Here is a 14,835-nt window from a genome sequence, read left to right as displayed (position 1 = left end):
TAATGGAGTGTAATCTCCTGGCATCGACGATCGTGCTACGGAAAGCAGTGCCCTGTGTCAAAGAGCCGTTCATCCGCCGTCTTCGGCAAACGCAAGGAACCGCACACCTTCATCATCGCCCGCGGCGAGGAGATCCGCCATTTCACCGTCCGCCCCTGGATGACGGCGCTCGCCGGGTCCGCCGTCGCTGCCTGTGCGGTCGGCTACCTGCTCGCCACCAGCTATCTCGTCCTGCGTGACGACCTGATCGGCGCCACGGTCGCGCGCCAGGCCCGCCTGCAGCAGGCCTATGAGGACCGCATCTCGGCACTGCGCGCCCAGGTCGACCGCATCACCAGCCGGCAGATGCTCGACCAGCAGCTGGTCGAGAGCAAGGTCGCCGAGCTGATCGACCGCCAGGAGGAACTCTCCGCGCGCAACGGGATGATCCTGCCCCTGCTCGAGAAGGCCGCGGGCGAGGACGCGCTTCCGGCGCGCGGCCCCGTGCCGCTCGACAAGCCGGAGATCCGCGCCGAGCTGCCCCTCGAGAACGCCTTCGCACCTGGCGCCACCGCCAGCGCGGCGGCATCGGCCCTGTCCAGTCTCGCCGCCGGCACCGGGCCGGCCGTCGACCCGCGGCGCCTGTCGGCGGCCGATCGCGCCGACCTGCTGTTCGTGAAGATCAACCGCTCCCTGCACGCCATCGAGACGCTGCAGTTCCAGAAGGTCCGGGCCGTCAAGGAAAACGCCTACAAGACCGCCGACGCGATCGTCGCCGCGCTCAAGGACGCCGGCCTGCCCGTCGATCCGGACTACGGCACCGGCGACGTCGGCGGGCCGCTCGTGCCGGTCGGCGCAGACGATCCTTTCGAGACCGAGGTCGAGGAGCTGGACGACGCGCTGACCAAGCTCGACGGCATCCGCCAGGCGGCCGTCCGGCTGCCGATCGCCAATCCGGCGCCCGGCCAGAGCGTGACCAGCGGCTTCGGCGTCCGCCGGGACCCGCTGATCGGCCGGCCCGCCTTCCATGCCGGCATCGACTTTCGCGCGTCCGTCGGCATTCCCGTGCTCGCCAGCGGCTCGGGCACGGTCGTCAAGGCGGGCTGGAACGGCGGCTACGGCCGGATGGTCGAAATCGACCACGGCAACGGCCTGACCACCCGCTACGCGCATCTGAGCCGGGTCGAGGTATCCGAGGGCGATACCGTCGCGGCAGGAGCCGTCGTCGGCCTCGCCGGAAGCTCCGGCCGCTCGACCGGCCCGCACCTGCACTACGAAGTGCGGCGCAACGGCAAGGCCACGAACCCGGTGCGTTACATCAGCGCCGGCAAGGCCATCAAGGATCTGCTCTGAGAGACGGTCCGGGAACCCGGCGGCGGAAGGCCGGCAAGGGATTCTGCGCCGCCCGAAAGCTGCCGAACGAAGCGGATGCTCCGGACATCTTCGAACCGACGACGGATCGGGACCCGCCGGACCGATGCGCCCCGGGTTTCCGGACTGTCCCTGAGTCCGGACCCGAACAGGGGCGCGACCCGGTGCGGCCGACGTCAGTCGATGTCCTGCACGGGGGTCGCGCCGCCCTCGATGCGCTGTGACAGCGAGGCCTCCATGAAGGCGTCCAGGTCGCCGTCCAGCACGCCCTGCGGGTTCGTGCTCTCCATGCCGGTGCGCAGGTCCTTCACGAGCTGGTAGGGCTGCAGCACGTAGGACCGGATCTGGTGGCCCCAGCCGATGTCGGATTTCGACGCCTCGGTGGCGTTGGCCGCCTCCTCGCGCTTCTGCAGTTCCACCTCGTACAGGCGCGAGCGCAGCATCTCCCAGGCCTTGGCCTTGTTCTTGTGCTGCGACCGCTCCTGCTGGCACGACACGGCGATGCCGGTTGCCAGATGGGTGATGCGCACCGCCGAGTCGGTCGTGTTGATGTGCTGCCCGCCCGAGCCGGACGCACGATAGGTGTCGATGCGCACGTCCGATTCGGAGACCTCGATCTCGATGGTGTCGTCGATGACCGGGTAGACCCAGATGCTCGAGAACGAGGTATGCCGCCGCGCATTGCTGTCGAAAGGCGAGATGCGCACCAGACGGTGCACGCCCGATTCGGTCTTCAGCCAGCCATAGGCGTTGTGGCCCCTGATGAGCAGGGTGGCCGACTTGATGCCCGCCTCCTCGCCATCATGCATCTCGAGCACTTCGACCTTGAACTTCCGCCGCTCGGCCCAGCGCGTGTACATGCGCAAGAGCATGTTGGCCCAGTCCTGGCTCTCGGTGCCGCCGGCGCCGGCATGCACTTCGAGATAGGTGTCGTTCTTGTCGGCCTCGCCCGACAGCAGCGTCTCGATCTGGCGCGCGGCGATCTCCGCGCGAAGCTCGCGGATCGAGGCCTCGGCCTCGCCGACGACCGCCTGGTCGCCCTCCTCCTCGCCGAGCTCGATCAGGCCGATGCCGTCGTCGAGCTGGGCGGAGAGCCGCCGGATCGCCGAGATCTGGTCCTCGAGCGACTGACGCTCGCGCATCAGGTCCTGTGCCTTCTGGGGATCGTTCCAGAGCTCGCCGTCCTCGGCGAGCATGTTCAGGTAGTCCAGTCTCTTGTGGGCCTGATCCCAGTCAAAGATGCCTCCTCAGCAGGCCTATGCCCTGCTGGATCTCGCTGACGAGGTTCTGGGTTTCCGCGCGCATGGCAGTTCGCCTGCTCTTCCTGACTTGATCGGGTGGGTGATGAATCGCGGCGGACCATATTTCCGTGGTCCGCCGCTGTAAAGACGACGCGAAGAGGATCGTCGCGCGGAAGTGCCGCGCCTCAGTAGAGACCGCCGCCCCCGGTCGAGATCGCGCGGCTCGCCGAGGGCGAGATGGCGGCGCCCTCCACGGAGGTGCCGAACTCGCCGCCGATGATCGAGTAGGAATCCGCGGGGCCGGTGCCGGGCTTGAAGGCTTCCATGATCACGCCCGGCTCGCCTTCGGAGGCCTGCATGCCGGTCTGGCGGTTGATCGGAATCAGCTTCATGCCCTGGGGGATCTGGAAGTCGACCGGTCGCATGTCCTTGAGCGCCTCGGCCATGAACTCCTTGAAGATCGGAGCCGCCAGGCCGCCGCCCGTCGAACCCTTGCCCATCGGCGACGGCTGGTCGTAGCCGAGATAGACGCCGACCACGATGTCGGGCGTGAAGCCGATGAACCAGGCGTCCTTCTCGTCGTTGGTGGTTCCGGTCTTGCCGGCGATCGGCCGACCGAGTTCGGCGATGGTGGTCGCCGTGCCGCGCTGCACCACGCCCTGCATCATCGAGGTGATCTGGTAGGCCGTCATCGGGTCGAGCACCTGCTCGGCGGTGTCGATCAGCTCGGGCTCGCCCTGGCCGCGCCATTCCGCCGCGTTGCAGCCCTCGCAGCCGCGGTCGTCGTGCTTGTAGACGGTCTTGCCGTAGCGATCCTGGATGCGGTCGATGAGCGACGGCTTGATCGATTTGCCGCCGTTGGCGAAAACCGAATAGGCCGAGACCATGCGCATGACCGTCGTCTCGCCCGAGCCGAGCGACATGGCGATGTGCGGCGGCATGCGATCGTAGACGCCGAAGCGCTCGGCGTATTCGGCCACCAGCGGCATGCCCATGTCGTTGGCCAGCCGCACGGTCATCAGGTTTCGCGAGCGCTCGATGCCCGCCCGCAGCGTCGAGGGGCCGGCGGCCTGGCCGCCGTAGTTCTTGGGCGACCAGACCTCGTTGCCGATCGTGATGGTGATGGGCCCGTCCAGCACCACGGAGGCCGGCGTGTAGCCGTTGTCGAGCGCCGCGGCGTAGAGGATCGGCTTGAACGAGGAGCCCGGCTGGCGCATCGCCTGGGTCGCCCGGTTGAACTCGGAGGCGGCGAAGGAGAAGCCGCCGACCATCGCCAGCACGCGGCCGGTGTGGGGATCCATCGCCACCATGCCGCCGCCGACCTTGGGAACCTGGCGAAGGGTCCAGCCGTCGTCCGCGGTCTTCTCGACGTAGACGACGTCGCCGACCTTGAGGACGTCGGCGGGCGACTTCGCCTTCACCAGCTTGCCGTCGACGACGTGTCGCATGGCCCAGCCCATCTCGGCAGCCGACAGCGAGATCGTCCGGCGTTCGGCCTCGAGTTGGCCCGACACCTCGCGCTGCGGCTGCAGCCCGAGCTCCAGGCCCTTGGCGCCGACCTCCAGCACCACCGCGAGCGTCCATTCCGGGACGTCGGACAGCGCCGGAACCTCGGCCAGCGCCACACCCCAGTCCCCGCCCGTGGAGATGTTCTTCACCGGGCCGCGGAAGCCGCGCAGCGTGTCGAAGCGGATCAGGCCGTGCTGCAGCGCGGTGCGCGCCATCATCTGCAGCTTCGGATCGAGGGTGGTCCGGATCGAGAGGCCGCCGGCATAGAGCGCGTCCTCGCCGTAGCGCTGGATGATCTCGCGGCGCACTTCCTCGGTGAAGTACTCGCCCGCGAACAGGTTGCTGCCGCGGCGGCGCGGATTGACGTTGAGGCCGGTCTCCTTGGCCTTGGCGCCTTCGGCGGGATCGACGTAGCCGTTCTCCACCATCTGGTCGATCACCCAGTTGCGGCGCTCGATGGCGCGCTCGGTGTGACGGAAGGGATGGTAGTTCGACGGGCCCTTCGGCAGTGCCGCGAGGTAGGCCGCCTCGGCGATGGTCAGCTCGTTGACCGACTTGTCGAAATAGGCGAGAGCCGCGCCGGCGATGCCGTAGGAGCCGAGCCCGAAGAAGATCTCGTTCAGGTAGAGTTCGAGGATGCGGTCCTTCGAGTAGGCCTGCTCGATGCGGAAGGCGAGGATCATCTCGCGGATCTTGCGATCGTAGGTCTGATCGGCCGTCAGCAGGAAGTTCTTGGCGACCTGCTGGGTGATCGTCGATGCGCCGACCGGCCGGCGACCGCTGCCGACGTTCTGCAGGTTGGTGACGATGGCTCGGGCGAGGCCCGTCAGGTCGATGCCCGGATGGGTGTAGAAATTCTTGTCCTCGGCAGACAGAAACGCCGCCTTCACACGGTCCGGGATGGCCTGGATCGGCAGGAACAGCCGCCGTTCCTTGGCGAATTCGGCCATCAGCTCGCCGTCCGAGGCGTGGACACGGCTCGTCACGGCCGGCTCATAGCGGGCGAGGACCTCGTAGTCCGGCAGGTCGTTGGTCAACTGGCTGATGTAGAGGGCGATGCCTCCGGCCACCACCAGACCGAGCATGATGGCAACGCCGAAGAAATATCCAATCAGTCGAATCATACCCGCTCCAATCCGGACAACCCGAAGTCCGGCAGTCTTCCGGAAGCGCCTCCGCCGGCAGAAGCCGCCCTCCGTCTCACCGACCGCTCATTGCCTCCCTCATGTGGGCAAAATGCGGCAGGAAAACCGTTCGTCCAACCCGGTGCGCCCGGGCGGACAGCCATGTTGCCAAAAGGCCACGACCGTCAATCCCCTCGGGCCGTTTCAGCCGCCGGCGCCGGTGCGGACCGCTGCGAACGCCTCGATGGCCGCCGTCATGCTGGTCACCGCCTTCTCCCGCCATGCGGGATCCTGCAGCTGGGCGGCATCCTTGGCGTTGGACAGGTAGCCGAGCTCGACGAGCACGGACGGCACGTCGGGCGCGCGCAGCACCCGGAAACCGGCCGATCGCTGCGGATTGTTGATCAGTTCGATCGCCCGCCCGAGTTCGTCGACCAGCGAGCGGGCGAAGGCCACGGAAAACCCGTGCGTCTCGCGCCGCACGAGGTCGAAGAGGATGTCGGCGACCTGCTGGTTCTCCTCGGCGATCTCGATGCCGGCCACGGAGTCGGAGAGGTTCTCCCGCTCGGCCGCCGCACGGGCGACCTCGTCGGAGGCCTTCTCGGAAATGGTGTAGACGGTGGCGCCGCGGATGCCGGGCAGGCTGATCGTGTCGGCATGGATCGACACGAACAGGTCGGCCTCGTGCTGGCGGGCGATCCGTACCCGGTCGTCGAGCCGCAGGAACACGTCGTCGTCGCGCGTCATGAAGACGTTGAGGTTGCCGCGCGACTTCAGGCGCTCGACGAGCTCGCGCGAGAAGGAGAGCGTCAGATCCTTCTCCGCCGTGCCGCTGACGGACTTGGCTCCCCCGTCGATGCCGCCATGGCCGGGATCGACCACGATCGTGAACGGTTTCTCGACCGGTGGCCGTACTCCCACCCGGTCGCTCTTGTCGGTCGTGACGGTCGAGGCCGTCGTGGCCGCCTGATCGGCCAGCGCGCGCTCGAACGCCGCTTCCGAATCGGCGACGATGTCGATCACCATGCGGTGGCCGGGCGAGTTCTCGTTCTGCAGCAGCGACAGGTTCTCGACCGTGAACGGCCCCTTCCCCGTCAATATGATTCGCGAGGACCCGGTGCCGAGATTGCCGTAGCGAACCCCGGCCACGAGACCGCGCGGATCGAGCTGGTCCGGCTCGAAGGCGAAGGTCGTCGCCGGCAGATCGACGATCAGCCGGTGCGGGCCGCGCAGCAGGAACCACTTCATGTCGGGCTCGCGGTCGAACTCCACCACGACGCGCATGCGCACCGCGTCCCCGGCCATGCGATAGGCATGCGCCCGCAGCGCACCCTCCCCGGCTTCCGGCGCCGCCACCGCCGTCACCTGACCGATCAGGAGCGCCAGAAACGCCGCAAACCATGCGAATCCCGAACGCAGCAGTCGCCGGCCCTGATCCTGCGATCGTTGCATAGGTTCCTGTCCCGTCACCCTGTTTGCTCGCGTCCGGCCCTCCGGACAGGCGTCTCGTTAACGGATCGTATCCGCGCGTGGTTAACCGAATGTTGTCGCGCGGCGGTTGCCGGAGCCCCCTTTGCCGGCATCGGAAACGGGGGTTGCCATCGTCGCGCCCAAATCATAAAAGCGTCGCTGGGTTACTTCAATGCTCGGGACCGCCTCCCGATCGGCCTTCCGGCTTTCGCCGGGAGTTCTCGCCGATGGCGACGGCTGGTCGACGGCGGGTAGTGAACCAGAAGGTTTTCGTCAAGGCGTTCGCGATTTTCCCGGATACCTTGAGTGATGAAAACGGCCGGAAGTCGTCTTCCGCGCCGGCTCTGTAGGAGCAAAGAGCTGGTCCGGCGCGCCGGGCCTTGGTTGAAAACGTTTCGCCTGGAAATGCGATGACCTTGGGCGCCCTGAAGACAAACCCCGATCAGAACCGCGCCTGCGTGGCTGCGGACGGGTCTCTTCCGGCGTTCCGGTCACGGCAGTCGGCGGACCACAGATTATCCGGCACGATCCCTCCGAGAATTACCAGGCGGTGCGCAGCGACGCGGCCGCCGGTGATGGGGGCTGCCGGGGAGACAGGTACTTATGCCCAACAAAATGCTTATCGATGCCTCCCACCCGGAGGAAACGCGGGTCGTCGTCACACGCGGTAACCGTATCGAGGAATTCGACTTCGAGTCCCAGGACAAGAAGCAGCTCAAAGGCAACATCTATCTCGCCCGCGTGACGCGGGTCGAGCCGTCGCTCCAGGCGGCCTTCGTGGAGTATGGCGGCAACCGCCACGGCTTCCTGGCCTTCAGCGAGATCCATCCCGACTACTACCAGATCCCGGTGGCCGACCGTCAGGCGCTGCTCAGGGCCGAGGCGGAAGCCGCGGAGGAGGAGGACGAGGACGAGGATCCGGAAGAGCGCAGCGAGCGCGGCAAGCAGAAGCGCCGCCGCAACGGCCGCGGCCGCGGTCGCAACCGCCGCGACGACGAAGCAGCCGCATCGGGCGATGCCGCCGAGGCTGGTTCCGAACCTGAACCGGAAGCGGACGAAGGCGTCGAGTCGGTCGGCAGCTTCGAGAACGGCGATCCGGAATCGGAGAGCGACGAAATCTCCGCCGAGGACCGGCAGGACGCGCCGTCCGACGAGGACGACGGCGGCGCGGACGATGGCGGGCGCGGCGGTCCGGCGATGGCTGCGGCGATATCGGCCGACGTCGTGTCGGAGGATGCCGACGGCCATGCGGAGCGGTCGCGCGACTTCGGCAGCGACGACGGCGACGACAATGGCGGCCCGCGCTCCATCGAGGAAGCCGACGAGGAGGTCGAGTCGGTCGGCGCCGAGGATGCGATGGAGGAACTGCCGAACCGTCGCAAGGTGTTCCGCAAGCAGTACAAGATCCAGGAAGTCATCAAGCGCCGGCAGATCCTGCTCGTCCAGGTCGTGAAGGAGGAGCGCGGCAACAAGGGCGCTGCGCTCACCACCTACCTGTCGCTCGCCGGCCGCTATTCCGTCCTGATGCCCAACACGGCGCGCGGCGGCGGCATCTCGCGCAAGATCACCAGCCTGCAGGACCGCAAGCGGCTGAAGGACGTCGTCAAGGAACTCGAGGTGCCGCAGGGCATGGGCGTGATCCTGCGCACGGCCGGCGCCAACCGCACCAAGCCCGAGATCAAGCGCGACTACGAATATCTGATGCGGCTGTGGGAGAACGTCCGCACGCTGACGCTGCAGTCGACGGCCCCTGCCCTCGTCTACGAGGAAGGAAGCCTGATCAAGCGCTCGGTGCGCGATCTCTACAACAAGGACATCGACGAAATCCTCGTCGCCGGCGACGACGGCTACCGCGAGGCCAAGGACTTCATGCGCATGCTGATGCCCAGCCATGCCAAGGTGGTCCAGCCCTACCGCGACGTGGTGCCGATCTTTGCGCGCAACGGCATCGAGGCGCAGCTCGACCGCATGCTGCAGCCGCAGGTCACGCTGAAGTCCGGCGGCTACATCATCATCAACCAGACCGAGGCGCTGGTTTCCATCGACGTCAACTCCGGCCGCTCGACGCGGGAGCATTCGATCGAGGACACCGCCCTGCAGACCAATCTGGAGGCCGCCGAGGAAGTGGCCCGCCAGCTGCGCCTGCGCGACCTCGCCGGACTGATCGTCATCGACTTCATCGACATGGAAGAAAAGCGCAACAACCGCGCCGTCGAGAAGAAGATGAAGGATTGCCTGAAGAACGACCGGGCGCGCATCCAGGTCGGTCGCATCTCGCATTTCGGCCTGCTCGAAATGTCGCGCCAGCGCATCCGCGCCAGCGTGCTCGAATCGACGATGAAGCCCTGCCCGCACTGCGGCGGCACCGGCCACGTCCGGTCGGATTCGTCGGTGGCCCTGCACGTCGTGCGGGCGATCGAGGAGCACCTGCTCAAGGACAACCGCCACCACATCACGGTGCGCACCCCGGTGGCGACGGCGCTCTACGTGCTCAACCACAAGCGCGCCAACATCATCGATCTCGAGACCCGCTTCGGCCTGTCGATCACCATCGAGGCCGACGAGAGCGTCGGCATCCAGCACTACGCGATCATGCGCGGCGCGGTGGTCGAGAATCCGGTCGCCATTCCGGCCATGCCTTCCTATGCCGACACCGCCGAGGACGAGATCCTCGACGCGGCGATCGTGCCGGAGGTCGAGGACGAGGAAGAGGAGGTCGTCGCCGCGCAGCCCGAGCGGCGGGAACCCCGCGAGCAGCGGGAACCGCGCGAGAGCACGTCCGAAGACGGCCAGGGACGGCGCAAGCGCAAGCGCCGGCGGCGGCGCGGCGGACGCGACCGCGACGGCCAGGAAACCGGCACGCAGGTGGCCGCGGACGCCGCGACGAACGCCGACACGGATGAGCCGGAGCAGGACGGGAGCGAGTCGGAAGCCGTCGAGATGGCCGATGAGCCCGGCACCGACGCCGACGGCGGCAAGAAGCGCCGGCGTGGCAAGCGCGGCGGTCGCAAGAACCGTCGCGATGCGGATGGCAGCGAGATCGAAGCGGGCGCCGAGGGCTCCGACGACGATGGCGACGACGTCCAGGCCGCCGAGGCTCCTGCCGAAGCGCCTGCAGTGGAAACGGCCGAAGCGCCGGTGGTCGTGACGGCGGAAGTGCCGGTGGCCGAACCGATCGCCACCGAAGCAGCCGCGGAACCGGTAGCCGAGCCGGCACCGGAGTCGGAGGACAAGCCGGCGCCGAAGAAGCGCGCCCGTCGGCCCTCCAAGAAGGCGCTCGCCGAAGCCGAGGCGGCGGCCCGGGCCGCAGAAGAGGCAGCGCAGGCGTCAGCCGCCGCGGCGGCGGAGACCGAAGCGGCCCCGGCCGCCGAAACGCCGGCCGAACCGGCTGCTGCGCCGATGACGTCCGCCGAAGCCCCCGTGGCGGCTCCGGAACCGGCCGTCGCCGACGACGCGGCCGAACCGTCCCGCGCCTCCCGGCGCAAGCCGTCGGCGCCGCTCGCCACCGAACCGGTGGTCACGTCGACCGCGACACCCGCGGAAGGCGAGGAGAAGCCGCGCAAGGCCGGCTGGTGGCAGCGCAAGAGCTTCTTCTGACGCGCGCTTGAAATCCTGCGCGGCGCTCTCGCCGCACAGCGAAGGGGCTGCCGACGGCGGCCCCTTTTATCTTTCCGGCAGCCCCTCGGCGGAGCGCGCCGTGGCGGCACCGTCCGCCGAGGGCGATGTCATACTACTGGCCTTTACCTTCGACCTTCGCGCCGCCCCTCATCCGCCTGACGGCTTCGCCAGTCGCAAAGGTCGCCTACCTGGTGCCGATGTCGCGGCCGTGACCCCTTCTCCCCGCTTGCGGGGAGAAGGTGCCGGCAGGCGGATGAGGGGCGGCGCCGAGGGTCAATCGGAAAGACCGCTGGTATCAGGTGCTGCGGAGCCTCGCCCGTCCCGGGCTCACGTCCGCTCCGCCGGCAGCCAGGCTTCCAGCCTGTCCATCGCCGTGGCCATGTCGGCCGGGGCGCCGGCGTAGGAGAAGCGCATGGTGCGATGGCCGTTGACGGTGTCGAAGTCGATGCCGGGCGTCGCCGCGACATGGGCCTGCGCGATCATCCGTCGGGCGAAGTCCATGCTGTCGTTGGTGAAGCGCGAGACGTCGCAATAGGCGTAGAAACCGCCGTCCATCGGCGACGCCAGGGTGAGACCGAGCCGCGGCAGGCGCTCCATCAGCATGGCGCGGCTCTGTGCGTAGCGCGCCTTCACGGCCTCCAGCTCCGCCGTGGCGGCGAAGGCCGGAATCGCGGCGATCTGGGAAATCTCCGGTGCCGAGATATAGAGGCTCTGCTGGATGCGCTCGACGGGACGCAGCAGCGCCTGCGGCAGCACCATCCAGCCGATGCGCCATCCGGTCATGCAGTAGTATTTCGAGAACGAGTTGATCACCACGACGTCCGGATCGATCGACAGCGCGGTCCGGTCCGGCCGGTCGTAAGCCAGCCGATGGTAGATCTCGTCGGAGATCACCTTGATGCCCAGCCGCGCACAGGTCGCGAGGATGCGGCCGATCTCGTCGTCCGGGGTGATAGAGCCGGTCGGGTTGGCGGGGCTGGCGAAGAGCAGGCCCTGGAACGGGGACCGCGCATGCGCTTCCTCGAGACGCCCGGCCGTCAGCCAGCCGGCGCCCGCGAGATCGATCTCGACCGCATCGAGGCCGAGCACCTTGAGGATGTTGCGGTAGGCCGGATAGCCGGGCGCCGTGATGGCGACGCGCTCGCCGGCGTCGAACATGGCGAGGAATGCGAGGTTGAAGGCGGCCGAGGAGCCGGTCGTGGCGACGACGCGCGACGGATCGACGGTCACGCCGTAGTGATCGGCGTAGTGCGCCGCGATCGCCTCCCGCAGGGCGGGCAGGCCGAGCGAATCCGTGTAGCCGATGCGCCCGTCGGCCGCAGCGCGGGCGGCCGCCTCGCGTACGGCACGCGGTGCCGGATCGGAGGGCTGGCCGACGGCCATCGAGATGATCGGCGCCCCTTGCGCACGCAGCCGGTTGGCTTCCGCCAGCACGTCCATCGCGTGGAAGGGCTCGATGGCGCTGCGTCTCGACATGCCCGTATTCATCCCGTCTCCCGTGCCTTGCGTCGAACTCGCCGTATAATCGCCCGATTGCTCCGGGATCACAAAACGAGGAAGCCGCTTCACCTGGCTTTTCATCCGTGTGAGGCTCGTCTACCTGTGATCCCCGCCATGATCCATTCCCCCTCCTCCCGGTCGACGACGTTTCGCAGCGTCCTGCGCCGTCTCGTGGCTCCGCTGGCGGCCGTCCAGCTGTTCTTTGCCGCAGTCCATCCCGCGGCTGCCCAGCAGCAGCGCCTGCCCATCGTGCGCGACGCGGAGATCGAGGCGCTGGTGCGCGACTATGCGCGGCCGATCCTCGCCGCGGCCGGGCTGCAGAAGGCCGGTGTCGACATCATCCTGGTCAACGACCGTGGCTTCAACGCCTTCGTCGTCGGGCGGCGCATGTTCATCAACACGGGCGCGCTGATGACGGCCGAGACGCCCGGCGAAATCATCGGCGTCATCGCCCACGAGGCCGGGCATATCGCCGGACGCCATCAGGAAAAGCTGCGCCAGCAGCTCGAGCGCGCGCAGACCATGGCACTGGTCGCCACCCTGCTCGGCGTCGGCGCGGCCGTCGGCGGGGCGCTGTCGGGCAATGGCGAGCTGGCGCAGGGCGGCACCGGCATCGCGGCCGGCGGCAGCGAGGTCGCGCGGCGCACGCTGCTCGGCTACCAGCGGGCGGAGGAGATCGCCGCCGACCGCTCGGCGCTGACCTATCTGGACAAGACGGGCCAGTCGGCCGCCGGCATGCTGAAGACCTTCCAGCGCTTCCAGAGCGCGCTGTCGCTGTCGGGCGCCCGCATCGACCCCTACCAGATCAGCCATCCGATGCCGCGCGAGCGCATCTCCAACCTGGAGACGCTGGCGCGCCAGAGCCGCTATTTCGACAAGCAGGATCCGGCCGCGCTGCAGCTGCGCCACGACCTGATGCGCGCCAAGATCGCCGCCTACATGGAAGGTCCGGCCGCCACGTCCCGGCTGTTCCGCAATGATCCGCTGGGGCTGCCCGCGCGCTATGCGGACGCCATCAACACGCATCTGCGCGGCAGCCCGGCCAACGCCATCGCCAAGATCGACGCCCTGATTCGCGAGAACCCGAAGAACCCCTTCTTCCACGAGATCCGCGGCGAGGCGCTGATCCGCGCCAACAAGCCGGCCGAAGCGGCGAAGGCCTATGGCCAGGCGCTGGCGCTCGATCCGGCGAAGTCGGCGATCATCCAGATCCAGCGCGGCCAGGCCCTGCTGGCGGTCGGCGACCGGGATTCGGCGCGGCAGGCCGTGAAGGACATCCGCGGCGCGCTCGACCGCGATCGCGAGAATGCCGCGGCCTACCGCTATCTGGCGCAGGCCTACGGCATCCTTGGCGAGATCGCGGAGGCGGAGCTGGCGACGGCCGAGGCCTCCTACTATGCGGGCGCCTTCCAGGATGCGAGCATCTTCGCCATGCGGGCGCAGCAGAAGTTCAAGCCCGGTTCGCCGAGCTGGGTTCGCGCCCAGGACATCATCAACACGAGCAAGCCCCGGAAGAAGAAGTGAGGGGCCTCGTCCAATGCGGGAAAATCCGGTCATGAAGAAATCGTTCGGTCTGCGCGCCTCCCGCCTCGCCCTGCTCGCGGGCGTGCTCGTTTCGGGGACCCTGGTCGGGCCGGCAGGCACCATCGCCGCCGAGTCCGCGGGCGAAAAGACGGCCGGGTTCACCCGTGCCGAGATCGAATCGATCGTGCGCGAATACCTGATCGCCAATCCAGAGATCATGCTCGAGGTGCAGGACGCGCTCGAAGCCAGGCAGCGCGACCAGCAGCAGGCGGCCCAGCTGGAGACGATCCGCGACGCCGCCGACGACATCTTCAACTCCGGGCATGACGGCGTCTACGGCAATCCCGATGCCAAGTACACGCTGGTCGAGTTCTTCGACTACAATTGCGGCTACTGCAAGCGCGCGCTCGGCGACATGCTGGACATGACGAAAGCCAATCCGGACGTCCGTTTCGTGCTGAAGGAGTTCCCGATCCTCGGCCCGGATTCGCAGCGCGCCCATGTCGTCGGCCAGGCCTTCCAGCATCTCATGCCCGAGAAATACGGCGAGTTCCACGTCAAGCTGATGAGCGCGGCCGGCCGCGCGACCGAGGAGAGCGCGATCAAGGTGGCGCTGTCGCTGGGGGCCGACGAGGCGGCGCTGCGGCAGGAGATGAAGGATCCGAAGATCGCCGACGTCTTCAACCGCACCTACGAGATCGCCAACCGGCTCGGCATCACCGGCACGCCGTCCTACGTCGTCGGCGAAGAGGTGGTCTTCGGCGCGCTCGGCCGCGACGTGCTGGAGCAGAAGATCGCCAACCTCGGTCAGTGCGGCAAGGCCACCTGCTGATACGGGGAAGAAGCCGGCGGAACCCGCACCGCGCACGGGGAAAGAACGCGTTTGCGCTCTTTCACGCGCGCATCATCCCGACTATAGAGGTGCGGCGCCCGGCGGGCGCGATTGCGCCACGATCGGCAGGCCGGCGGATCGGGGGCAGCGGACCGCCGCCCCGCGCGCATGAGCGGAATTGCGAAGGAACACAGGCCCAATGGCGACCAAGACCCCCGGCATAGACCAGAAGCTCATTCGCGACCTGGCGGGCATCCTCAACGATACCAACCTCTCGGAGATCGAGGTCGAGCAGGGCGATCTGCGCATCAAGGTGTCGCGTCAGGCGACGATGGTCCAGGCCGTGGCCGCTCCGATCGCAGCCCCCGCAGCCGTCTACGACCGCCCGGCGCCGGTCGAAGCCGCCAAGCCCTCGGCCCCGCCGTCCGACAAGATCGTCCCCTCGCCGATGGTTGGCACCGCCTATGCCTCTCCCTCCCCCGGCTCGCCCGCCTTCATCGAGGTCGGCCAGAAGGTGCGCGAGGGGCAGACGCTGCTGATCATCGAAGCCATGAAGACGATGAACCAGATCCCCTCCCCGCGCGCCGGCACGGTCACGCAGATCCTGTTCGAGGATGCGCAGCCGGTCGAGTTCGGCGAGCCTCTCGTCGTGATCGAGTAGCCGCGG

9 protein-coding genes are annotated in these 14,835 nt (G+C 68.1%); 5 read left to right on the top strand and 4 right to left on the bottom strand.

Annotated features, from left to right (window positions below; all coding sequences use genetic code 11):
* Window positions 1-54 precede the first annotated feature (54 nt).
* A complete protein-coding gene (locus IAI54_RS03060) occupies window positions 55-1,332 on the top strand; it encodes a M23 family metallopeptidase (RefSeq protein ID WP_187970958.1) in 1,278 nt (425 codons plus the stop codon).
* A gap of 194 nt (window positions 1,333-1,526) precedes the next feature.
* On the opposite strand, the gene prfB is transcribed toward IAI54_RS03060, so the two are convergent.
* From prfB to IAI54_RS03045, 3 genes are all read right to left on the bottom strand, one after another.
* Window positions 1,527-2,655 (bottom strand): peptide chain release factor 2 gene (gene prfB / locus IAI54_RS03055; RefSeq protein ID WP_187970957.1). Its coding sequence is split into 2 segments (ribosomal slippage): window positions 1,527-2,588 and window positions 2,590-2,655, totalling 1,128 coding nucleotides; the frame shifts between segments, so codons are not numbered across the junction.
* 121 nt (window positions 2,656-2,776) lie between these two features.
* Complete coding sequence (locus tag IAI54_RS03050) at window positions 2,777-5,224, bottom strand: penicillin-binding protein 1A (RefSeq protein WP_187970956.1); 2,448 nt, start codon at window positions 5,222-5,224, stop codon at window positions 2,777-2,779.
* Window positions 5,225-5,428: 204 nt separating this feature from the next.
* Entirely contained in the window at window positions 5,429-6,676 is a 1,248-nt protein-coding gene (locus tag IAI54_RS03045) for an N-acetylmuramoyl-L-alanine amidase (protein ID WP_187970955.1), read from the bottom strand.
* 621 nt (window positions 6,677-7,297) lie between these two features.
* Here IAI54_RS03045 and IAI54_RS03040 point away from each other — a divergent pair.
* Complete coding sequence (locus tag IAI54_RS03040; protein WP_187970954.1) at window positions 7,298-10,291, top strand: Rne/Rng family ribonuclease; 2,994 nt, start codon at window positions 7,298-7,300, stop codon at window positions 10,289-10,291.
* Between the two features lie 348 nt (window positions 10,292-10,639).
* Here the strand turns inward: IAI54_RS03040 and IAI54_RS03035 are convergent, their stop codons facing one another.
* Window positions 10,640-11,800: a pyridoxal phosphate-dependent aminotransferase gene (locus tag IAI54_RS03035; protein WP_187970953.1), complete on the bottom strand. Its 1,161-nt coding sequence runs from the start codon at window positions 11,798-11,800 to the stop codon at window positions 10,640-10,642.
* Between the two features lie 126 nt (window positions 11,801-11,926).
* Here IAI54_RS03035 and IAI54_RS03030 point away from each other — a divergent pair, with 126 nt between their 5' ends.
* The 3 genes from IAI54_RS03030 (at window position 11,927) to accB (ending at window position 14,829) form a co-directional block, all read left to right on the top strand.
* Window positions 11,927-13,336: a M48 family metalloprotease gene (locus IAI54_RS03030; protein ID WP_187970952.1), complete on the top strand. Its 1,410-nt coding sequence runs from the start codon at window positions 11,927-11,929 to the stop codon at window positions 13,334-13,336.
* Window positions 13,337-13,367: 31 nt separating this feature from the next.
* Window positions 13,368-14,168 (top strand): DsbA family protein, encoded by an 801-nt coding sequence (locus IAI54_RS03025; RefSeq protein WP_187970951.1) that lies wholly within the window; start codon window positions 13,368-13,370, stop codon window positions 14,166-14,168.
* A 199-nt stretch (window positions 14,169-14,367) separates the two neighbouring features.
* Window positions 14,368-14,829, top strand: coding sequence for an acetyl-CoA carboxylase biotin carboxyl carrier protein (gene accB, locus IAI54_RS03020; RefSeq protein WP_187970950.1), 462 nt, complete (start codon window positions 14,368-14,370; stop codon window positions 14,827-14,829).
* Window positions 14,830-14,835 lie beyond the last annotated feature (6 nt).

It is taken from the genome of Aquibium microcysteis, assembly GCF_014495845.1.
In the GTDB taxonomy this organism is placed as follows: Bacteria; Pseudomonadota; Alphaproteobacteria; order Rhizobiales; family Rhizobiaceae; genus Aquibium; species Aquibium microcysteis.
This window is presented reverse-complemented; position numbering and strand designations above follow the sequence as displayed.

What these genes read in the sequence shown, in the direction of transcription:
- IAI54_RS03050 (WP_187970956.1), bottom strand. Translation starts at nt 5,224, where the DNA reads ATGATTCGACTGATTGGATATTTCTTCGGCGTTGCCATCATGCTCGGT.
- IAI54_RS03045 (WP_187970955.1), bottom strand. Translation starts at nt 6,676, where the DNA reads ATGCAACGATCGCAGGATCAGGGCCGGCGACTGCTGCGTTCGGGATTC.
- IAI54_RS03040 (WP_187970954.1), top strand. Translation starts at nt 7,298, where the DNA reads ATGCCCAACAAAATGCTTATCGATGCCTCCCACCCGGAGGAAACGCGG.
- IAI54_RS03035 (WP_187970953.1), bottom strand. Translation starts at nt 11,800, where the DNA reads ATGAATACGGGCATGTCGAGACGCAGCGCCATCGAGCCCTTCCACGCG.
- IAI54_RS03030 (WP_187970952.1), top strand. Translation starts at nt 11,927, where the DNA reads ATGATCCATTCCCCCTCCTCCCGGTCGACGACGTTTCGCAGCGTCCTG.
- IAI54_RS03025 (WP_187970951.1), top strand. Translation starts at nt 13,368, where the DNA reads ATGAAGAAATCGTTCGGTCTGCGCGCCTCCCGCCTCGCCCTGCTCGCG.
- accB (WP_187970950.1), top strand. Translation starts at nt 14,368, where the DNA reads ATGGCGACCAAGACCCCCGGCATAGACCAGAAGCTCATTCGCGACCTG.